The organism is Bailinhaonella thermotolerans (genome assembly GCF_003594875.1).
Classification (GTDB): Bacteria; Actinomycetota; Actinomycetes; order Streptosporangiales; family Streptosporangiaceae; genus Bailinhaonella; species Bailinhaonella thermotolerans.
Map to the genome: position 1 here is coordinate 1 of NZ_QZEY01000001.1, position 20,462 is coordinate 20,462.

At 75.5% G+C, this 20,462-nt stretch carries 17 protein-coding genes and 2 pseudogenes; 9 read left to right on the plus strand and 10 right to left on the minus strand.

Annotation, left to right across the window (positions count from 1 at the left end; translation table 11 throughout):
• Positions 1-55: 55 nt before the first annotated feature.
• Positions 56-337, minus strand: a complete 282-nt coding sequence (locus D5H75_RS00005; protein WP_242453907.1) for an alpha/beta fold hydrolase — start codon at positions 335-337, stop codon at positions 56-58.
• Positions 338-409: 72 nt separating this feature from the next.
• On the opposite strand from D5H75_RS00005, the pseudogene D5H75_RS00010 reads away from it, so the two are divergent.
• From D5H75_RS00010 to D5H75_RS00020, 3 genes and pseudogenes are all read left to right on the plus strand, one after another.
• Positions 410-1,019 (plus strand): annotated as a pseudogene (locus D5H75_RS00010) (GlxA family transcriptional regulator).
• A 111-nt stretch (positions 1,020-1,130) separates the two neighbouring features.
• A complete protein-coding gene (locus D5H75_RS00015; RefSeq protein ID WP_119924236.1) occupies positions 1,131-1,850 on the plus strand; it encodes a hypothetical protein in 720 nt (239 codons plus the stop codon).
• A 138-nt stretch (positions 1,851-1,988) separates the two neighbouring features.
• Positions 1,989-2,408 (plus strand): nuclear transport factor 2 family protein, encoded by a 420-nt coding sequence (locus tag D5H75_RS00020; protein WP_119924237.1) that lies wholly within the window; start codon positions 1,989-1,991, stop codon positions 2,406-2,408.
• Positions 2,409-2,686: 278 nt separating this feature from the next.
• Here D5H75_RS00020 and D5H75_RS00025 read toward each other — a convergent pair whose 3' ends face one another.
• Positions 2,687-3,076, minus strand: a complete 390-nt coding sequence (locus D5H75_RS00025; RefSeq protein WP_119924238.1) for a nuclear transport factor 2 family protein — start codon at positions 3,074-3,076, stop codon at positions 2,687-2,689.
• 46 nt (positions 3,077-3,122) lie between these two features.
• The gene (locus D5H75_RS00030; protein WP_202637670.1) at positions 3,123-4,370 is read right to left on the minus strand and encodes an MFS transporter; all 1,248 of its coding nucleotides are present in this window, start codon (positions 4,368-4,370) and stop codon (positions 3,123-3,125) included.
• Between the two features lie 92 nt (positions 4,371-4,462).
• Here D5H75_RS00030 and D5H75_RS00035 point away from each other — a divergent pair, with 92 nt between their 5' ends.
• Both D5H75_RS00035 and D5H75_RS00040 read left to right on the plus strand, forming a co-directional pair.
• Positions 4,463-5,020, plus strand: a complete 558-nt coding sequence (locus tag D5H75_RS00035; RefSeq protein ID WP_119924240.1) for a TetR/AcrR family transcriptional regulator — start codon at positions 4,463-4,465, stop codon at positions 5,018-5,020.
• Positions 5,021-5,254: 234 nt separating this feature from the next.
• Positions 5,255-5,788, plus strand: a complete 534-nt coding sequence (locus tag D5H75_RS00040; RefSeq protein WP_119924241.1) for a hypothetical protein — start codon at positions 5,255-5,257, stop codon at positions 5,786-5,788.
• A 138-nt stretch (positions 5,789-5,926) separates the two neighbouring features.
• Here D5H75_RS00040 and D5H75_RS00045 read toward each other — a convergent pair whose 3' ends face one another.
• Positions 5,927-6,811, minus strand: coding sequence for an NmrA/HSCARG family protein (locus D5H75_RS00045; protein ID WP_119924242.1), 885 nt, complete (start codon positions 6,809-6,811; stop codon positions 5,927-5,929).
• A gap of 231 nt (positions 6,812-7,042) precedes the next feature.
• Between D5H75_RS00045 and D5H75_RS00050 the strand changes: the two genes are divergently transcribed.
• Positions 7,043-7,585 (plus strand): TetR/AcrR family transcriptional regulator, encoded by a 543-nt coding sequence (locus tag D5H75_RS00050; protein WP_119924243.1) that lies wholly within the window; start codon positions 7,043-7,045, stop codon positions 7,583-7,585.
• A 67-nt stretch (positions 7,586-7,652) separates the two neighbouring features.
• On the opposite strand, the gene D5H75_RS00055 is transcribed toward D5H75_RS00050, so the two are convergent.
• From D5H75_RS00055 to D5H75_RS00065, 3 genes are all read right to left on the minus strand, one after another.
• Positions 7,653-12,086 carry a P-loop NTPase family protein gene (locus D5H75_RS00055; protein ID WP_119924244.1) on the minus strand — a complete coding sequence of 1,478 codons (4,434 nt, stop codon included), beginning with the start codon at positions 12,084-12,086 and terminating at the stop codon, positions 7,653-7,655.
• A gap of 96 nt (positions 12,087-12,182) precedes the next feature.
• Positions 12,183-12,707, minus strand: a complete 525-nt coding sequence (locus D5H75_RS00060; RefSeq protein ID WP_147425021.1) for a hypothetical protein — start codon at positions 12,705-12,707, stop codon at positions 12,183-12,185.
• A 183-nt stretch (positions 12,708-12,890) separates the two neighbouring features.
• Entirely contained in the window at positions 12,891-14,753 is a 1,863-nt protein-coding gene (locus D5H75_RS00065; protein WP_119924246.1) for an ATP-binding cassette domain-containing protein, read from the minus strand.
• A 176-nt stretch (positions 14,754-14,929) separates the two neighbouring features.
• Here D5H75_RS00065 and D5H75_RS00070 point away from each other — a divergent pair, with 176 nt between their 5' ends.
• The 3 genes from D5H75_RS00070 to D5H75_RS00075 are packed head-to-tail and all read left to right on the plus strand — an operon-like array spanning position 14,930 to position 18,610.
• Positions 14,930-15,859 (plus strand): helix-turn-helix domain-containing protein, encoded by a 930-nt coding sequence (locus D5H75_RS00070; protein WP_119924247.1) that lies wholly within the window; start codon positions 14,930-14,932, stop codon positions 15,857-15,859.
• On the plus strand, positions 15,844-16,011 hold the full coding sequence (locus D5H75_RS41130; RefSeq protein ID WP_202637671.1) for a hypothetical protein: 168 nt from the start codon (positions 15,844-15,846) through the stop codon (positions 16,009-16,011). The genes D5H75_RS00070 and D5H75_RS41130 overlap by 16 nt, the downstream gene beginning before the upstream one ends.
• A gap of 40 nt (positions 16,012-16,051) precedes the next feature.
• Positions 16,052-18,610 carry a class III lanthionine synthetase LanKC N-terminal domain-containing protein gene (locus tag D5H75_RS00075; RefSeq protein ID WP_119924248.1) on the plus strand — a complete coding sequence of 853 codons (2,559 nt, stop codon included), beginning with the start codon at positions 16,052-16,054 and terminating at the stop codon, positions 18,608-18,610.
• Between the two features lie 103 nt (positions 18,611-18,713).
• Here D5H75_RS00075 and D5H75_RS44490 read toward each other — a convergent pair whose 3' ends face one another.
• From D5H75_RS44490 to D5H75_RS00085, 3 genes and pseudogenes are all read right to left on the minus strand, one after another.
• Positions 18,714-18,872 (minus strand): ATP-binding protein, encoded by a 159-nt coding sequence (locus D5H75_RS44490; protein WP_340137748.1) that lies wholly within the window; start codon positions 18,870-18,872, stop codon positions 18,714-18,716.
• A gap of 92 nt (positions 18,873-18,964) precedes the next feature.
• Positions 18,965-19,843 (minus strand): annotated as a pseudogene (locus D5H75_RS00080) (histidine kinase dimerization/phospho-acceptor domain-containing protein); the annotation flags it as partial.
• A complete protein-coding gene (locus tag D5H75_RS00085) occupies positions 19,804-20,457 on the minus strand; it encodes a response regulator transcription factor (RefSeq protein WP_119924249.1) in 654 nt (217 codons plus the stop codon). The pseudogene D5H75_RS00080 and the gene D5H75_RS00085, both read right to left, overlap by 40 nt.
• Between the last annotated feature and the right edge of the window lie 5 nt (positions 20,458-20,462).

A 20,462-nucleotide genomic window follows, 5' to 3' on the forward strand; every position in this document is an offset into this window, starting at 1 on the left:
CAGACCATCACAACCCGACCACCAGATCCACATCCACCGATCCACAAAACACGCCCTAGGCGGTGAAGCGCGCCACCCAGTCCGCGAGGGCCGGGACCGCGCCCGTCTCCAGGCTGAGTTCCTCTCCCGAGCGCCCGAGGCCGGGGAGGTCGACCGCGATGGGCCGCAGCCCCGCCGCGCCCAGACGGTCCATCACGGGGAGCCACACCCGGCTCCAGTAGGTGCCGTGCAGCAGGAGCACGGCCGGGCCGTCCCCCTCCACCGTCAGAACGCTGGCCGGCTCGCCGTCGACCTGGACCTCGGTACGCAGCACCGCCGAATCGATGATCTCGCTCATGAGCCCACCGTGGCCGAGGCCGGACACCCCGGGGCGAGAGTCAAGAATTACACCCCCCGGTACATTCTTGCCATGTCGCTTCACCGCGTGGTGGCCCTGCTCACCCCGCCGCAATCGCCCTTCGAGCTGGCCTGTGCCTCCGGCGAGACGGGCTCGTCGGGAGGCTGCCGGCCGGGGACGATCACGGTGTCCGCCTCCCGCAGCGCCGGCAGCCCCGCCTCGACGAACATCGCGTAGCCGGCGCCGGTCGCGTCGTCGAGGCGCTGCGGGCCGCCCACCGGCGCGGGGCCAGGACCGTCGCGATCTGCACGGGGGCGTTCGTCCTGGCCCAGGCCGGACTGCTCGACGGCCGCCGTGCCACCACCCACTGGCGCAGCGCCGCCCGGTTCGCCGCCGCCTTCCCGGGGGTGCGCCTAAATCCGGACGACCTCGCCGAACGCGCCGGCCTGTCCAGCCGGACCCTCGCCCGGCGGTTCGCCGAACAGCTCGGCATCACCCCGGGGCAGTGGCTGCTCGGCAAGCGCCTGGACGCGGCCCGGATCCTGCTGGAGCAGACGGACCTGCCGGTGGAGGCCATCGCCACCCGGGTCGGGCTCGTCTCGGCGGTCAACCTGCGCCGCGTTTCCGGGCGCATCTCGGCACCACGCCCAGCGCCTACCGGCGAACCTTCGGCCGGCCCTGACGCCGCGCCGGCCGTGGCAAGGTGGATCGGTAGGGTGGATCGGCAAGGCGCCGCGCGAGAGCCGCGTGTCACCGGGATGACCGACCGGATCGACCACAGGAAGGTGCCGGCATGGCCGCTTCCAGGGCGCCCCTGACCCGGGACGGCCTGAGGGTGAAGATCGCCGTACAGCGGGTGCGGCTGGCGGGCGCGGAGTACCGCGTGATCCGGCCTGCCAGGCCGTTGAAGAACGGGGCCCTTTACCAGGCTCGTGGCCATTACGAGCTGTATGTGGACCGGGCGGACGGCCGGCGCGTCGGCACCCTGTGGCTGCTCGCGGCGCGCTCGCCGCGCTCGCTGGTCTACCTGCCGATGCGTGCGGCTCCGGCCGTACCTGGTTTCGATTCGGAAGGCGAGCGGCCGCTGGACCTCGTGCTGGTCCCCCGCGCGATGCAGTTGCGCCCTTCCCGCTGGAAGCGGATCCGGGAGCATCTCAACGCGGGGAACGCCGCTCGCGAGCTGCGCACCGCCAGTGTGCCCGAGCGCGACCTTCCCGGCCTCGACGCCGGCCGCGTCGTTCCCGGCGACCCGAAGGAGGCGCGCGGGTTCGTCCTCCGCAAGCACGTCCACGCCGAGACGCTGCTGCTGACGGGCGGGACCGCGGGCTTCCGGGAAGGGGCGAAGGCGATATTCGCCGTCACGAAGGACGGGCCGCCCGCCGCCGCGACGGGCTTCTACCAACGGGTCGGATGCAACTATCACACGTGCCGGGCCATCTACGACTGGGCGGCTCCTGGCTCCCGCGACTGGGAACAATTGCACGTGGCGTTCTGCCCGTCCTGGGCGCGATGACGAGGGCGGGCGACGGCTCGACCGCCGAGGCGCCGCCCGGGACGGAGCGATGGGGGAGTTCCGTGCCTTCGCGCTCGCCGGGGGCGGTTCCGCCGCCGGGGCTGGCGTCTGGGGCAAGCGTTTGCTTGGCTGTCGGGCATGGGTGAAGCACAGGACCGGGCCGAGATCGGGGAGTTGCTGGCGCGGTACGCCTACGCCGTGGACACCGGGCGGTGGGACCTGCTGCGCGAGGTCTTCACGCCGGACGCCACGATCGACTACACCTCCTCGGGCGGTCCGCGGGGCGGGCGCGAGGAGGTGGTGGCCTGGCTCGCGAAGGTCCTGCCGGCGTGGCCGGGCCGCCAGCACCTGATCGGCCAGACGATGGTCGAGGTCACCGGCGACGAGGCCAGGGTCGTCGCGGCCTTCCGGGACACCCTCGCCCCCTCGCGGGAGACCCGGGGCCCGGGCGGTGTGATCCACGGCGGCGGCTGGTACCACCACCGCCTGCTCCGCACCCCCGAGGGCTGGCGGAGCCGCGACCTGGTGGAGGAGCAGACCTGGCGCGTGATGACCTGACCGCCCGTATCCGGCGCCGGACTCCTGGGGCCACGGCGAGCCGCCGTCCCGGGTGCTCCCGCGTCACACCCAGGTCCGTGACGTACGGCGCGCGCGCCCGCGGCTCCGGCCGGGCGGCGGCTCGTCGTGGCGGCGGGAGCTCGCCGGGGTCCGCGCCGGTCAGGCGGCTGAGACGCGGGTCCCACCGGCCTGCCCCGTGGAGCCGGCGGGGACGGGCCTGGCGCGGGGCGGGACCCGAAAGGGGTCCCGGCCCGCGCCGCCGGGGTGGTGGTGTGTGGTCAAGGGGTGAGCTGGGCCTGGAAGACGGCGCTGTTGAAGTAGGCCCTGGCTTCCCTGATCAGTCCGGTGCCGTCGAGTTCGTAGGTGTTGATCCCCGACCAGTTGACCGGCTTGCCGGTCGTGCTGATCGCCGCGCCGCGCCAGGCGACGGCCACCTGGTCGCCGACGGTGTGCGCCTCGTACGGGGTCAGGCCCAGGAAGGGGTGGAAGCCGGGCACGACCGAGGCGATGAAGGCGCGGATGGCGGCGCGGCCGACGAGAGGCGGCCGGCCGACCGGATCGTGGAAGACGCCGTCGGCGGCGAAGGCGCCGGCCCAGGCGTCGATGTCGCCGGACTGGGAGGCGGTGAAGAACCGCGTCACCGAGGCGGGCATCGCGGGGAAGGTCATGAGGACTCCTGTTCTTTGCCTGGTTGTGAGAGGAGGGTGAGCGGGGTCAGGCCGGTTGGGGCCGGTGGCGCCGGTCGTGGCGGCGGATGGCGGGCAGGACCAGCAGCGCGGCCCCGGCCAGCAGCGCCTGGAGCGCGCACACCCCGGGCCAGCCGTAGGCGCCGTAGCAGGCGGCGGCCAGGGCGGCGCACACCGCGCCGCTGAGGAAGACGGCGACCATGTAGACGGTGTTGGCACGGCTGCGGGCCTGGGGCAGGTGGGTGAGCACGCGGGCCTGGTTGGCGGTCTGACTCCACTGCACCGCGACGTTCACCAGCACGATCGCGGCGATCATCACAGGGAGCCAGGTACGGCCCAGGGCGTAGGCGCCGGCCGATCCCAGCATCAGCACGGCGGCGGCGGCCATGATCGGCGAGGGGCCGTGGCGGTCGATGACGCGGCCCGCCCCGGGGGCTGCCGCCGCCCCGGCCAGCCCGAGCAGCCCGAACAGCCCGGCCTGGGCGCTGCTGAAGTGGTAGGGGGCGTGGGTCAGGGCCAGGACCAGGGTGGTCCAGGTGGCGTTGAAGGCCCCGAACAGCGCGCCGTGCAGCAGACAGGACTGGCGCAGCGCTGGGTGGTCGCGCAGTAGTCCCGGCAGCGAGGCCAGCAGCCGCCCGTAGCCGATCCGGCCGGTGCGGGCGGCCTCGCGCGGCAGCAGGCACACCGTGGCCAGGCCCGCCAGGGCGGTCAGCCCGGCGGCCAGCAGGTAGGCCGCGCGCCAGCCCAGTGCCTGCCCGACGACCCCGCCGACGACGCGGGAGCCGATCATGCCGGTCATCACCCCGATCTGGACGTTGGCCACCACGGCCGCGCGCCGCGCCGGCGGGGCGAGTTCGGCGGCCAGCGGCACCAGCACCTGCGGGATCACCGTCACCGCGCCGACCAGGGCGGCGGTGGCGGCCAGCGCCGACAGCCCGGGGGCGGCCGCCGCCAGCAGCAGCGCCGCGACGGTCGCGGCCAGCAGCACCGCCAGCAGCGGGCGGCGTCGCCGCACGTCCCCCAGGGGCACCAGCAGTGAGATCCCGGCGGCGTAGCCGAACTGGGCGCAGGTCACCACGATGCCCGCTGACGCGGCGGGCACCCCCAGGTCGCGGGCGAACAGGTCCAGCAGCGGCTGGGCCAGGTAGACGTTGGCGACGGTGGCGCCGCAGCACACCGCCATCACCACGAACAACAGCGGACGCGTCGCGGTGGCGCGCGCCCGGGGAGGCGGGGTCCCTGCGGGGGAGGCCCGCAACGAGCCGGTGATGGGCACCGAGCCCTCCTTCATCGAACGAACTGGTTGGTTCGAAATGTAGACGGCGATGTGCGGCGCGGTCAAACGAACCGGTTCGTTACCCTGGGGGCATGGCCTACGACTCCACGGCGACCAAGGAACGCATCCTGGCGGCGGCGACCGCGGAGTTCGCCGCGCACGGCGTGGCCGGTGCGCGCGTGGACCGCATCGCCGCCGCGGCCAAAGCCAACAAGCGCGCCATCTATGACTACTTCGGCGACAAGAACGCCCTGTTCGCCGCCGTGCTGGAACATCTGATGGCCGAACTGGCCCGGGCCGTTCCGCCCCGCGAGGAGGACCTGCCCGCCTACGCCGAGCGGCTGTTCGACTACCACCGCGCCCACCCCGAGGCGCTTCGGCTGCTGCTGTGGGAAGCCCTGGAGCTCGGCGACCTGCCCGTCCCGGCGGAGGAAGCCCGCACCCAGCACTATCAGGACAAGCTCCGCGCCGCCGGCGGCGGCGACGACGCCGAGCGGGACCGGCTGTTCCTGGTCATGGGGATGATCGGCTGGAGCCTGGCCATGCCCCAGCTCCGCCGCATGATCCTCGGCCCCGGGCACGACCTGGACGACCTGCGCCAGGCCATCGCCCGCGCCGCCCGCGCGCTGCCCCGGGAACCCGAGGTGTGACCGGCCCGCCGCGCTGGACCCGAAGCGGCCTGGACCGCCCCGCCTCCGGCTCGCCCGCGTTGGGGAGGGACCCTCTTCGCCGGGCCGCGTGGCGGCTCGCCGTGGCTCCAGCGGTCCGGGGCCTCTTCGGATCCATCTCCCTGAACGGGGCGTATGTGCCGTAGGTTGCAGGAGGTGTGATCGGTACGGCGCCGCCGGGGTGCCGCCGGGGCTCCCGGTGAGGGATGAGGGCCGATGTTGACGGAGTTCCTGCGGGACCAGTGCTTCACGACGGCGTGGTTCGGGCTGATGGCGTTCGTGTGGTTCGGGTGGGCGCAGGAGGATCCGCCCCCGCGCCGGCGGGTCTGGCTCGGGGCCGGATCGGTGCTCGGCGTCGTGGTGGCGGTGGGCTTCGGGGTGCTGACCGCGATGAACTGGGACCGGCCCAGCGCGCTGGAGGGCGACTACGGCTGGTTCGGCGCCCTGGTCGCGGCCGAGGTGGTCGCCGCCGGGGGCGGGTGCCTGGCACTGGCGCGGCGCGGGGCCGGCCGGTGGATGGCGTGGTGGGTGGCGCTGGTGGTGGCCGCGCACTTCTGGCCGCTGGCGCTGCTGCTGGGCGACGCCGGGGTCGCCGTGGTCGGCGTCGTCCAGGCGATCGCGCTCGTGGCCGTGGTTCCGCGCCTTCGCGGCGGCGCCACGACCACCAGCCGGGCGGCCGGCCCGATCATGGGCGGGACCCTGCTGCTGAGCGCCCTGATCGGCGCGCTCCTCACCCTGCCGGCCCTGTGAGGCGTGCCGCCGAGAAACGTGTCATGAGCCCCGGACGGGCGCGACTGCGGCGCCCGGGCGGGGACTCACGATCGTCGTGATCTTGCGGAATCCATCGCGGTGTGATCGGTCTTCCGCGCGGTCGTGCGTCTGGGCCGGTCAGGCGCGGGCGGTGGTGAAGGCGGCGGCGCCCTCGCGGTCGAGCCAGGTGGCGAAGTCCATCAGGGCCGGGTGCTCCTTGCGCAGCACGGCGATGTCGGCGTGCCAGCCGCCGCCGTGGTTGGCGAAGTCGTAGCCGGCCACGGCGTCGGCGTCGCGGCCGAGCAGTTCCTCGCGCGGGATGTGCCGGTAGGTGATGGGTCGTCCCAGCGCCCGTTCCATGGCCCGGGCGATCTGCGGCATGGTCAGCTCGTCTCCGGCCAGCTCTATCGTCCGGCCGGCGTACTCGGACGGGCGGGTGAAGGCCAGCGTGGCGAACGCGCCGATGTCGGCCGCCGCGATGAGCTGGACCGGCACGTGCGGCAGGAAAACGTCGGCCAGGACGCCGTCGCGCACGCCCATCTGCGGATGGACCTGGTTCTCCATGAACCGGACCGGCCGCAGCGCGGTCAGCGGCAGGCCCAGGTCGCGGGCGTACCGCTCCAACGTGTGCTTGGTCTGCCAGCGCGTGATGCCGTGCGGGGCGTCGGCCGCGCCGACGGAGGCGTACACGAAGCTGCGGACGCCGGCCGCCGCGGCGGCGTCGGCGACGTTGCGGCCGTAGCGGAGCTCGTCGTCGAGGGTGAAGCCGGGCGGCACGCCGGGGTAACCGAGGGTCGGCTGGACGCTGAAGACGCCGTCGACGCCGCGGGTGGCCGCGTCGAGCGAGGCGCGGTCGCCCATGTCGCCGCGGACCGGCTCGGCCCCGGCGGCGGCGAGCGCCCGGGCGGCGGGGCCGGCGGGGTCGCGGACGAGGGCGCGGACCCGATGCCCGGCGGCCAGCAGACCGCGGGCCGTGGCGCTGCCCTGGGTGCCGGTGGCGCCGGTCACGAGAATGGTCATCATGTTTCCTCCCGGTGGCGGGTGTCGAGAACGCGGTCAGGAAATGCGCGGGTGAGGGGCACGGCCGAAGCCCAGGTCGTCGACCGGGCGGCGCTGCCACGGCCGCCGGGCCAGGGCGTGGGCGAGCCGCCGGGCAAGGCGCGGCGCGACCACCCCCTCTAAACGGGGACTCTCCCCGGTTATGTCGGGTACGATACGGGGACAGTCCCCGTTTACGCAATTCCTGGAGGCGACATGCGGGCCGACGCCCGGCGCAACCACGACCGACTGGTGGCCTGTGCTCGGGACGCCTTCGCCGAGCTGGGGGCCGATGCGCCGCTGGACGAGATCGCACAGCGGGCGGGCGTCGGCAACGCCACGCTCTACCGGCACTTCCCCACCCGGCAGGCGCTGCTGGAGGCGGTCTTCCGCGACCACATCGACGCTCTGTGCCGCCAGGCCGAAGACCTGATGTCCGCGCCGTCGCCGGGCGCGGCGCTGAAGGAGTGGCTGGGCGCGGTGATCGCGCAGGGCAGCACGGAGCGCGGGCTGGCCGCATCGCTGCTGGCGGCGCTCGGTCAGGACGGCTCGTCGTGCCGCGCGGCGGTGTTCGGGGCGGCACGGGCGCTGCTGGCGCGGGCGCAGGAAGCGGGCGACGTCCGGGCGGGTGTATCGGTTGAGCAGATGTTCAAGCTGGTGAACGCCATCGCGCTGGCCACCGAGACGGAGCCGGACGCGGCGGGGCAGGCGGCCGCCCTGCTCGATCTGATCTTCCACGGTCTGACCCCACGCCCCTGAGCGGCCGGTGCCGGCGGTCTCGTCCCGCGCGGCCGCGGCGGCGCGGGGCGGTGGCGGCCGGGCGGGGTCACGGGGGCGGGAGGCGGACGCCGTCGGTCTCGGCGGGGGGTGGGGAGCCCGGGGGCTGGGTGCAGCGCAGTCCGCGCGCGACGGCCTCGCGCAAGGTGGTGGCCGCGCCCGGGCCCAGGGCGCGGGCCGTCGCGGCGGGGACGCTCTCCAGCATGGCCATGGCCATCGCCCAGCTCTCGTCGAAGGCGCCGGACAGCAGCCGCAGCGCGGCGGGCGGATCCCGCTCCAGCAGGATCGGGAACAGCGCCCTGCGCAGCTCGCCGTACTCGTCCCCCAGGCCCTCGGGCAGCGCGAGGATCTCCCCGGCCAGCGCCGGGACGTCCACCAGGTCGGCCAGCGGGGGCGAGGCGGCCAGGCTCAGCCGTACGGCGATCGCGGCGGTGCCCGGCGCCTGGCGGGCGGCGTCGAGCACCTGGCGGCACAGGTCGCGCAGCGCGGGGTCGCCGGCGGGCAGGACGGCGGCGGCGTAGGCGCACAGCGCGGCGGCGGCCGGCAGGCGGGGGCCGTCCAGCAGGGCGCGGACCCGGCCGGGGAAGCCCGGGCCGAGCGCCGCCCCCGCGCCGGGCGGCACCAGGGACGCCAGCGCGGCGCACACCTCGTCCGGGACGTCCTCCATCGGCACGTCCCCCGCAGCCCCGGAACCGGCCGTCCCGGAACCGGCCGTCCTGAAACCCGGCGTCCTGAAACCCGCCGTCCCGGAGCCCGGGGCCGCGGAACCCGGCGCCGGGGGGCCGGGTGCCGCCGCGCCCGGGGCGAAGGCGCGGATCAGGCGCTCGTTGTTGGCCGCGCGGGCCATGGCGACGGCCAGGATCAGCGGGTCGTGCCCGGCCTGCTCCGGCGGGCGGCGCAGGATCATCGCGTGCATCGCCGCGAACGCCGGGTGCGCCGGGCGCCCCTGGCAGACGTCGGTGGTGTGCGCCGCCGAGGCCCAGCAGCCGAACGAGAACCGGTAGGCGTACATCAGGTACGGCGCGCCGGTCCGCTGGATGAGGCGCAGGCCGGCGTCGGCGTCCCAGGGCATGATCCGCGTCGCCGTCTCGAAGCGGGCCCGGTGGTCCGGCCGCAGGTACGCCAGGGCGCGGTCGTCCTGGGAGTCGCCGATCCAGGTGTAGGGGACGATCCGGGCGACGGCCTCCTCCAGGTCCCGCCGGCGTTCGTCCTCGCGGGCCCGGTCGCCGCGGCGGCCGGCGTCGGCCACGAGCGCGGCGTACCCGATCGCCGCCTCGCCCTGGTCGGTCAGCGCGCGCACGGTGGCCAGCGCCTGGTCATGGTCGGCCGGGGCGATCGCCTCGGCCAGGATCCGCAGGGTGCGGGCCAGGCCGTACGGGTGACCGAGGGAGGCGGGCCCGGGCAGGACGGCGCGGACCACGTCGGCGGGGTCGGTGAACAGGCGGGTGCGGCGGCGGGCCTGCCATCCCTGGTCGACGTTGAACACGTATCCCAGGTCCATGAGCTGGTCGCGCCGGTCGGCCCGGACGGCGGGGCGGCCGGGTTCGGCGGGGCGGAACGGCGGGCTGCCCTCCTCGTCGGCCAGGGGCGGGGGAGTCTCGGCGTGGCGCAGGGCCTCCTCCAGCAGCGCCCGGGCCCGGTCCTCTCGGCCCAGGTCGAGCTGGATGTGGGCGATCTCGGCCAGGGTGGAGTAGCGGTCGTGGGTGGCGGGCGACCAGGTGAGGGCGCGGATCCGGCGGGCCTCCCGCTCGGCGCGGTCGGGTTCGCCGGCCGCCAGGTGGAGGGCCATGGTGCGCCGGTCGCCGTCGCCGAAGAGCCGCCCGATCAGCCCGTCGAGCGGGGAGGGCGCGCCGGAGCGGGCCGAGGCCCGCTCCATCAGGCGGCGGGCCAGGCCGGGGTCGTGCCCGGCCAGCACCTTGGCGATCTTGGAGGTGGTCCAGAGGGTGTCGTTCCAGGCCAGGATCCGCGCGATCAGGGCGTGGGCGCGGTCGTGCTCGCCCCAGTCCAGCAGGAGCGCGACGGCGCGGATCTGGGCGTCGTCCCACAGCCCGCTGACGCGCAGGCCCTCCAGCAGGCCGGTCAGGGCGCGGGCCTGCTCGCGGAAGTGCGGGGCCAGGGCGTCCGCGGCCTCGGCCATGCCGGCCGCCAGTTCCTCGACGACGCGGTCCCCGGCCCCGGGGTCGCCGGGCGCGCCGGCGAGGCGGTCGCGGGCCTCGGCCAGCGCCGCGTGCGCGTGGCCGCGCGCCCGCTCCGGGTCGTGCGCCCGCCACAGGGCCGCCAGCCGGCCCCGTGCCCCGACCCGCTCGGCCGGCGGCGCCGACGGCAGGCAGTGCTCGGCCCGCGTGAGCGGATCCGGCACCTGGCCCGGCGGGAGGCGCCCGGCCAGGTCCAGGTAGGCGGCGCAGCGCCCCGACTCCATCCGGGCGATGTGCGCGAGCGCCCGGGCCGGGTCCGCGGCCTCGGCGGCCGCACGGTAGACCGCGCACGGCGCGCGGGGGGCGCGGTGGTCCCGGTCGCGTGCCCGCCCGCGCTCCCACAGGCGCACGGCCCGGTCCAGGTCGCGGGGGGCGAGCAGCCGGGCGGCGGTGTAGTAGTGCGCCGGCTTCCCGGTGACGAGCGCGGTCTCCACGAGCAGCTCAAGGATCTTCTCGCCGGCCTGCCCCTCCGGCAGGTACGGCAGCGCGGCCCGCAGCCCTTCGAACCGCTGCTCGGAGGGGGGCAGGGCGCGCAGCAGCTCCAGCGCCTGCGCTTCCCGGCCCAGGCGGGTCATCAGCGCCAGGACCTGCGGGGCCAGGGTGAGCGCCGACCGCAGCAGCCGCCGCCGCACCACCCCCAGGAACAGCAGGTCGGGCAGCGCCGCGGCGCCGGGGCGGCGGTCGATGACGTGGGCGACGGCGGCCTCGGCGACGCGCAGCAGGTGCCGGTCGGTGCCGAAGGCGGCCCGGATCGCCTGCCGCAGCCCCGGGCAGACCAGTTCGACCGGGTCGCCGTCGCCGCTGCCGATCACGTGCCAGGCCAGGTGGGCCAGGCCGTACCGGTCGACGGCCGCCCAGTCCACCTGGTCCCAGGTCGCGGCGGTGCCGCGGTAGTGGCGCGCGATGCGGCCGTGCCAGTGCGGCACGTCGACCGCCCACGAGGGCCCTGCCGGGTCCGCCGGGTCGCCGCGCGCCAGGTACTCGGCGAGCGAGCCGTGGAACAGCGACACCCGCCCGTCCCGCGCGTCCAGCAGCCAGCGCAGGCGGCGCAGCACGTCGCCGGCGGCCTCGCGCGAGGTGGTCACGCCGGCCAGCGCGATGAGCCGCCCGGCCGGGAGCGGCTCGCGGGCGACGGTCAGCACGCCCAGGAGGGGGCGGCCGACGTCGTGCCAGGCCCGCGGGCCGGGGGAGCCCGGGCCGCCCGGCGCGAGCCGGCCCATGCGCTCCAGGTCCGCCCGCACCGAGGTCATGAACACCCCGTACAGCGCGTCCAGGCCGGCGGGCAGGTCGGCAAAGCGCAGCAGCCGGCCGGCGGTGGCCGCGTCGCCCCGGTCGAGCGCGTCGCCCAGGCCGCGCCGCCAGGCCGCCAGGTACTGGAAGTTCCCGGCCGCGCGGCGGACGAGGCCGCGCACGAGGTCGCCGGGCTCGTGCCCGTGGTCGCGTGCCAGGCCGAGGATCCGGGGCGTCATCAGGGTGCGCCGGGCGTAGGCCGCCAGGTCGTCGGCGACCTGGCGGGCGGCCGGGTCGATGCGGATCTCGGCGACGCGGCCCGGGCGGCCCAGGCGCAGCCGTTCCAGCGCCTCGTGCTCGCGGGAGGTCAGGATCACGCGGACGTTGGACGGCAGGTCGGGACCGGCGGTGAGCCAGTCGAGCAGTTCCCCGCCGCCGGGTGAACGGGCCAGTTCGTCCACGCCGTCGACGAGCAGCACGATCCGCTCGCCCGGGTCGTCCTCCAGGAGCAGCAGGGCCGGGTCGATCAGGCCGAGGTGGGCCAGGATCTCCGGCCGCTCCACCCGGGGGTCGACGCTCATCGACCGCGCGGCCACGCCGATCACCGTGCCGGCGTTCGCGCCGACGTCCTGCTCGACGCGGAGCACGGCGGTGGCGTGGAAGGGGGAGATCGACAGGTGCTCCACCTGGACGCCGACGACGCGGCCCCCGGGCTCCACGGGGCCGATGCGCTGCCGTACCAGCAGTTCCAGGCGGGCGGGCTCGAACAGTTCGGGCCGCCGGCGGGCGAGCTGGTGGCCGATCGTGAGCAGGAACGCGGTCAGCCCGGTCTCCTCGGGCCGGGAGAGGCTGTCGCGCCGGACGAAGTAGCGGAGCCAGCCGGGGCGCCTGCGGGCGAGGCCGGCCATCAGGCTCGTCTTGCCCGCGCCGGGCTCGCCGGTGACCAGGACGTACTGCGCGCCGGCGCGTTCGACGGCCTCGTAGAGCCACTCGCGCTCGACGAAGTCGGGACCGGTGCGCTCGCGCACCAGCTCATCGAAGCGCCCTTCCGGATCCATCTCAGCCCATCTCAGCCCATCTCAGCCCGGCAAAGCCCGTCTCCGCCCGTCGCGGCTCATCTCAGCTCAGCTCATCTCAGTTCAGTTCAGCTCAGTTCAGCTCGGCTCATTCGGGCGGCCCGGCGGGGGCGGGTGGCCGGGGCGGCGCAGGTCCACGCCGACGGCCTCGCCGCCGGCGTCCACGCGTCCCACGCGCATGCGGGCCTCCAGCCGCCCGGTCGTCCCCGGTTCCCCGCGGATCGCCGCGACGTATCCGCGGACCTCCTCCACGTCCACGGCGCTGACCACCTCGGCGCGGTCCTCCCCGGCGAACACCAGGCGCGTGCCGTAGACCGCCTCCAGCACGACCCGCAGCGCGTCGGCCCGGCGCCGCAGGTCGGCGTCGTCGCCGGCCGCGGCGCGTCCTTCGAGGTCGCCGCGCAGGGCCCGGATCTGCGCCTCCAGCGCGGCCACCCGCGCCTCGTCGGGTTCGGGGAGCTCGTCCGGCTCCGAGACGATGTCGGGTGTCCTGCGGCGTTCCCGCCGTCGTTCCAGGGCGGCCCCCGCCTGGTCGTACAGGAACCGGATGCCCTCGGTCAGCGCCGCCCCGCCCAGCACCGCCAGCGATATCGGGTCCGACATGATCCCGAGCATGTCAAATCCGCTCCCCGGGGGCCACCCGTACGCCCCATCCGGCATCCGGCCCGCCGCGCGGCGGGGGAGGGGCCGCCCGGGGTCCGCCCCGGCGTGAGCCGTACGGCGCACGCGCGGTCCCCTCCCGCGCGCCGTGCGGGAGGGGACGTCGGCCCCCGGCGTGCACCGGGGTCATCGGTAGGCGCTGGCCTGGAGGGTGTAGAGGTCGGCGTACAGGCCGTCGTTGCGCATGAGGGCCTCGTGGGTGCCGTGCTCGACGACGCGGCCGTGGTCCAGGACGTAGATGCGGTCGGCGTAGCGGACGCTGGCCAGGCGGTGGGTGATGAGGATGACGGTGCGGCCCTCGGCGTGGGCGCGGACGCGCTCGAAGAGGGCGTGCTCGGCGCGCGCGTCCAGGGCGGCGGTGGGCTCGTCGCAGATCAGCAGGTCGCACTCGCGGTGGAAGCCGCGGGCCACGGCGATGCGCTGCCATTGGCCGCCGGACAGTTCGTGCCCGTCCTTGAAGCGGCGGTCGAGCAGGGTGCGGTAGCCCAGGGGCAGGCGGGCGACGACCTCGTCGGCGCCGGCGACGGCGGCCGCGGCGAGCAGGGCGGGTTCGCCGCGTTCGGTGCCCATGGTGATGTTGGAGCGGGCGGTCAGGGGCCAGCGGGTGTGGTCCTGGGCGATGACGGCGGTGCGGGTGCGCAGGTGCTCGGGGTTGACGTGCGCCAGGTCGGTGTCGTCCCAGCGGACCACGCCGCCGCCGGGGGTGTACAGGCCGGCGAGGATCTTGGCCAGGGTGGTCTTGCCCGAGCCGTTCTCGCCGACCAGGGCGATGACCTCGCCCCGCTTGATCTCCACGGACACCCCGCGCAGCGCGGGGGTGGCGGCGCCGGGGTAGGTGAAGACCACGTCCTGGGCGACGATGCGCTCGAAGCCCGCGGGGGCGTCGGGGGCGGCCAGGTCGGGCAGCCGGCGTTCGGCGTCCTCGCAGAAGCCGAGGAAGTCGGTGAAGTACAGGCCCTGCTCGTAGAGGCGGTTGGTGGCGAACAGGAGGTTGGTCAGGGACTGCTGCCCGGTCCTGATGGCCAGGACGGCGGTGCCGGCCACCGCCAGCGGGATGGCGCCGGCCGCGAGCAGGAGCCCCAGGGCGAGGTAGACCAGGCCGGTGCCCAGGCCGCCGAGCGCCTGGCCCCAGAGCTTGGTGGCGGTCTCGCGCCGGGCCAGGCCGAGCATGACGTCCTGCTCGGCCCGCGCGACGGAGTCGTACACCCGCAGCAGGAAGGCGCGCATGGTGAACGCGCGGACCTCGGCGGCCGCGGCCCGTTCCGAGAGCAGGTCGGCGACGATCCACTTGCGGCGGCGCGCGGGGATGAGGCTGCGCTCGGTGGTGTAGCGCATGCGGGCGCCGCGGACGGCGGCCCAGGCGCCGGGCAGGACGGCCAGGAGCAGCAGCGGCAGCAGGACCGGGTGCAGCACGCCCAGGACGCCGGCCGTGGCCAGGATGCCCACGGCCGCGGTGAGCACGTCGATGGCCTCGCTGACGACGGCGTCGGCCACGACGGCGCCGCGGTTGTTCGCCCGTTCCAGCGCGTCGTGGAAGTCCGGGTCGTCGTAGGCGGCCAGGTCGACCCGGCTGGTCAGGCCGTACAGCCGCTGCTCGGTGACGCGGGAGATCTGGGGGGTCAGGCGGGCCTGGGCCCAGCCGGCGCCGGCCAGGACCAGGGCGCGCAGCGCGGCGGCGGCGGCGACCAGGGCGAGGCTGGGCAGGGCGGCCATCACGCGGTCGGGGGTGGGGCCCTGGCTGAACAGGGCCGTCAGGACGCCGGTGGTGGCCAGCAGGCCGAACGCGGTGAAGAACCCGCCGAGCAGGTTGAGGCCGACCATGGCCAGGGTGTCGCGGCGGCTGGCCGACCAGGCGATGCGCAGCGCCTGGCCGACCAGGGAGGGGAGCCGGCGGGCCATCGTCAGGAAGCCGACCTGGGCCATGGTGTCGGCGTGGGCGTACCAGTCGGAGATGGAGATCTCGCTGAGTTCGAGCGGTTCGTCCGGCATATGCCGAGTGTGCGGGGAGACACCCGTGGGTTTGAAGTGATCGCCCCTCATCGGCGAAGCCGCGACCGCCGGGCTCGCCGCGACCGCCGCGACCCCGGCGGACCGGGCGGGTGGGCCTGGGCCGATCGGGCGGGGGGACCTGGACAGATCATCCGCACAAGAACGATCATGCTCGCGTGAGCGACCCCGGGTCCGGCATCCCCCTGGAGTCCCCGTGGCCACCGCTGGGCGAGGGCGCGGCTCACCAGGTGTCCGACGCGCACTGGTACAAGATCGGCTATTCCTCGGCTCCCCGGAACGGATCGCGCGGCCACGCCCTCTACCCCTGCGGCCTGGCCCAGGTGGTGATCGGGCTCGACGGCGGCCCGGTGTACGTCGGGGACGGCGCGGTCCCGTTCGAGGCGCCCTTCTTCGGGCTGCGGAACCGGCCCCTGCGGATCGGCGTGGACGGGCCGATGCGCGGCCTGGGGATCCACATGACGCCGTGGGCCGCCCACGCGATCCTGCGGCTGCCGATGAACGAGGTCGTCAACGCCGCGGTGGAGCTGCGCGAGGTGGGCGGCGACTTCGGCGCGCGGCTGGTGCGGGCGCTGCGCGGGGCGTCGTCCTGGCCGGAGGCGTTCGCGCTGGCCGACCGGTTCCTGCGGAAGCGGATGGGGCCGCGCGAGCCGGACCCGGTGGCCTGCGCCTGGTGGCTGCTCGCGCGCGAGGCCGGGCGGATCTCGGTGGGCGACCTGGTGGCGCGGACCGGGGTGAGCGAGCGGTCGCTGGAGCTGCGTTTCCGGGAGCGGGTGGGGATGTCGCCCAAGGCGTCCGGGCGGCTGCTGCGCCTGCAGCGGGCGCTGCGGCTGCTGGTGGGCGGCCGGCCGGGCGCGCAGGTGGCCACCGAGTGCGGGTTCTACGACCAGGCGCACCTGATCCGCGACTGCACGGCGCTGATGGGGCGGCGGCCGTCGTGGTTCTCCCAGGCTGATAGGCGGATTCGACAGCACGTGGAGTATTTCGGTTTTGTCCAAGACTGGGTCGCGCGGGTGGCTGACCATGGCGGTGGCAGGTCCCTGCCGCTTGCGGAGCACAGGAGAGGAACGCCATGTCCGAACTGCTGACGCTGGAGCCGCGGGTCGCCGGCGCCGCGACGCTGGAGCCCACGATCGCCTTCGACAACCGCTACGCCGGGCTGCACCTGCGGACCGGTTGCGTCCCCACGTGCACCTGCTCGGGCGGGTCGAGCGTCTGCGGCCGATCGACGCGGGTGTGAGCGGACCCGCCGCCCGTCGCCCGTCGCCGACAGGTCCTCGATGACTGACGCGCACGACGCACAAGGGCAGATCGAACGGACGGTGCGCAAGCTCGCCGAGGGACGGCCGCACGTCATCCGCACCAACTCGCTGTGGTTGATGGTGGACGTCCCGGCGTTCGATCTGCCCGAGCACGGATGGAAGTTCCACATCTCCTCCCGTGCCCCCGAGTTCGCCGAGTTCGCCGAGCTCATCGTCCCCGTCCTGCTGGACCTGGGCTGCCCCTTCAAGCTCGCCCGCACGCGGGTCCTGCTGGAGGCCCTGAACGACGGGCTGCGCACTCCCGCCGCGGTCGGCAAGGCCTGCACCGTCTACCCGCCCCAGGACCGCGTCCGCGAGATCGGCCTGCGGCTGGCCGATCTCCTGCGCGGCCGCAAGGCGCCCCGGGTGCTGAGCGACCGGCGCGTCAGCGACGACGCCCCCGTCTACTACCGGTACGGCCCGTTCGTCGGCTCCTGGAACGCCGACGCGCGAGGCCAGGTCGCCACCCGGCTGCGGGGTCCCGGCGGCCAGACCTTCGACGGCGAGGCGACGCTGACCTACCGGCAGCCGCCGTGGGCCACCGACCCCTTCACGGGCGAGAACGCCGAGTCGGTCGAGCACGCCGTCCTCGGCGGCCGTTACCGCCTGGTGGAAGGCGTCCACGAATCGGCCCGCGGCAACATCTTCCGCGCCGTGGACGAGCGGGACGGCTCGATCGTCATCGTCAAGCAGGCCCGGGCCTTCGTCCTGGAGGACGACCACGGCCTGGACACCCGGTTCCGGCTCCGCAACGAGCGCCGCGTCCTGTCCCGGCTGGGCGACCTGGAGGGCGTGCCGCGCTTCTTGGACCACTTCCGTCACGGCGAGGACGAGTTCCTGGTCATCACCGACGTCGGCCGGCGCAACCTGGAAGAGGACCTCCTGGAGAACGGCCGCTACCTGACCTCCGCCGAGGCCGCCGCCGCCGGCCTGCCCGCCCGCGGGCGCACCCTGGAGGAGCTCGGCCGGTCCCTGGCGGTCATCCTGCTCGACCTGCACCGCCGCGGCATCGTCATGTACGACCTGTCCCCGAAGAACATCGTCGTGGACGGCGACCGGCCGTACATCATCGACTTCGGGTTCGCCTCCGGCGACGGGATCCACATGAAGGGTGGCACCTTCGGCTACATGCCCGCCCGCCAGCGCGCCGGCCTGGAACCGCTGGACCACGACGACCTGCACGGCCTGGGCATGACCCTGTGGTACGCGGCCAGCTTCCAGCAGCCCGTCGAGTCCGACGACGACCACGACCTGCCGCGGCGGCGCGCCCTGCAGCAGATCCGCCGCGCCCACGGCCCGGCCCCCGGCGGCGTGATGGGCGCGATCGCCGACCTGCTCAGCGGCGACGCCGGCCGCGCGCGAGCCGCCGCCGGCGCCCTGGCGCGCGGCCAGGCCCACCGGCACCCGGCCACCGCGCCGCTGGCCGCGCTCCCGCCGGTGGACGAGGACCTGGTCGCCGCGCTCACCGCCGGCGTCCTTGGTGATCTGGTCGCCCAGACGACCAGCGTGATCGAGGGACGCACCGACTCACCCGCCGAGCACGACGCCAGCCTCTACAGCGGGTCGGCCGGTGCCGCCCTCGAACTGCTCCGGCACCGCGACGACGCGGCGGTCGCCGGGCTGCTGCCCGCGCTGCTGGAGCACGCCCGGGCCACGGCCGAGCGCACCGCCCTGCCCCACGGGCTGTACGCCGGCCGCACCGGCGTCGACCTCGCCCTCCACGTCGCCGGGCTGCGCGCGGAGCCGCGGATCCCCGGCCCCGGCTGGGAGCCGGAGGGCCCGGACGTCGTGATCGGCGCCGCCGGGGTGGGGCTGGGGCACCTGTACTTCCACGCCCGCGGCCTGGGCGAGGAGCATCTGCGCGTGGCCGGCCGCTGCCTGGAGCTGATCCAGGCCGGAGGGCTGCGCTCGCCGTACTCCAGCGAGCGCTACCCGGACACGGCCGGGTTCGACACCGCCGCGGGGTACGCGCACGGCCTGGCCGGCGTCGTCGGCTTCCTGCTGGACTACACCGTCCGCACCGGGGACGCGGACGCGGCCCGCTTCACCGAGGCCAAGGTCCGCGAGCTGATCGGCCGGACCGAGCCGCTGCTGGCCAGGGCCGCCGCGCCGGCCGCCACGCCGCTGGCCGCTTCCTGGTGCCAGGGGCAGACCGGCGCCGGGCAGGTCCTGCACCGCGCCGGCCGCGTCCTCGGCGACGCCCGCTGCGCGGAACTGGCCGCCCGCTGCGCGCAGGTGTGCCTGGACTGGGTGCCCCGGCTCGTCGTCGTCGGCCCCTGCTGCGGCGCCGTCGGCGTGGGGCATCTCCTGCTCGACCTGGCCCTGGACACCGGCGATCAGCGGTACCTCGACGGCGCCCGCGAGGTCGTCACCCATCTCCTGCTGCGCAGCGGCGGCACCCCCGACCACCCCGACTTCGTCAACGGCCTGCCCGGGGAGGGAGGCACCTCCTGGGCCCAGGGCCTGACCGGCGTCCTGACGTTCCTGCGCCGGCTGCGCGACGCCGCCGGCCCCGCCCTCCTGCCCCCCATCCCCTGACCGCCCCCTGACCGCCCCGGGGCCCGCCCGGCCGTACGGCGTCACGCGCCGCCGCCCGCCGCCCGCCGTACGGCGTCACGCGGCGCCGGACGGGTGGTCACCGTCAGGCGGGGGGCGGCGCGGCGGGCGCGGGGAAGGTCACGCGGAGTTCCAGGCCGCCTCCGGGGTTGGGGTGGGCGCGCACGGCGGCCCCGTGGGCCCTGGCGATCGCCGCCACGATCGACAGGCCGAGCCCGGCGCCCTGCCCGCGGGTGGTGTGCAGGCGCCGGAAGGGCTCGAAGAGGTCGCCGAGGCGTTCGGGGGGGGCACGTGGGGGCCGGTGTTGCGGACCGTCAGGACCCCGCCGGCGAGGGTGACCTCGACGGTCCCGCCGGGGTGGTTGTAGCGGACGGCGTTGTCGAGGAGGTTGGCGACGAGCCGGTGCAGCAGGACGGGGTCCCCATCGACGGTGAACGGCTCGGCCCGCCCGCGCACGCGGACGCGATCGGCGCCGGTCTCGGCCAGGGCGCGCCGCACCACCTGGTCCAGGGCGACCGGGCTCCGGGTGTCCAGGCCGTGGTCGGCCTGGGCCAGGACCAGCAGGGCGTCGATGAGGTTCTCGGCGCGGCGGTTGTGGAGCAGGAGGGTGCCGCGGATCTGGCCGACGTCCTCGGGGAGCCCGATCTCGATCGCGGCCCGCTGGACGGCCAGCGGGGTCCGCAGCTCGTGGGAGGCGTTGGCGATGAAGCGCCGCTGGCCCTCGACGGAGCGTTCGAGCCGGTCGAGCATCGCGTCGAAGGTGTCGGCCAGCTCCCGCAGCTCGTCCTTGGGGCCGGCGAGCGCGATCCGTTCGTGCAGGGTCGACAGGGACAGCCGCTGCGCGGTGGCGGTGATCCGGTGGACGGGCCGCAGGATCCGCCCGGCGACCAGCCATCCGACGACCAGCGAGACCAGCGTCAAGATCCCCACCAGGAACGCCGTGACCTGCCACTGGTAGCCGATCACCCCGTTGACCAGCTCGGGCAGCTCGGGCAGCTCGGGCGGCTCGGCCTGCGGCGGCCGTGGCGGCCGGCCCGCGGCCGCGCCGCCGGGCGGCGCGGCGATCCGCGTCTTCAGCGCCTGGCGCAACAGGAGGTTGACCGTGACCAGCAGCACGGTCGAGGTCAGCAGGAACAGCCCGGAGTAGATCAGCGTGAGCCGTACGCGGAACGTCGTCACAGCAGGTATCCCGCGCCGGGGACGGTCTGGATGCACGGCGGGTCTCCCAGTTTGGCGCGCAGGCGGCTGATCAGGACCCGCACCACGGTGGTGAAGGGGTCGGCGTTCTCGTCCCACGCCTCTTCGAGCAGCCGTTCGGCGCTGACGACCGCGCCGTCCGCCCTCATCAGCACCTCCAGGACGGCGAACTCCTTGAGCGACAGGTGCAGGTGCCGCCCGTCCCGCGAGGCCTGCATCCGGTGCCGGTCGAGCACGATCCCGTGGCGCGTGAGGACCGGCGGCACCCGCGCCTGGCTGCGCCGCCCCAGCGCCTGCACCCGGGCGACCAGCTCGGCGTAGTCGAACGGCTTGGGCAGGTAGTCGTCGGCCCCCATCCCGAGGCCGGCCACGCGCTCGGGCACCGAGGCCGCCGCCGTCAGCATGAGGATCCGGGTACGGCTCCCGCGCGCCACCACCTCGGCGCACACCCGGTCGCCGTGGATCTCGGGCAGGTCCCGGTCCAGCACGAGAACGTCGTAGTCGTGCACCGCCAGCCGCTCCACCGCGGCGGCCCCGTCGTACACCACGTCGACGGCCATGGCGTGGCGGCGCAGTCCCACCGCCACGAGATCGGCCAGATCGCGTTCGTCCTCGGCCACCAGAATCCGCATCCGAC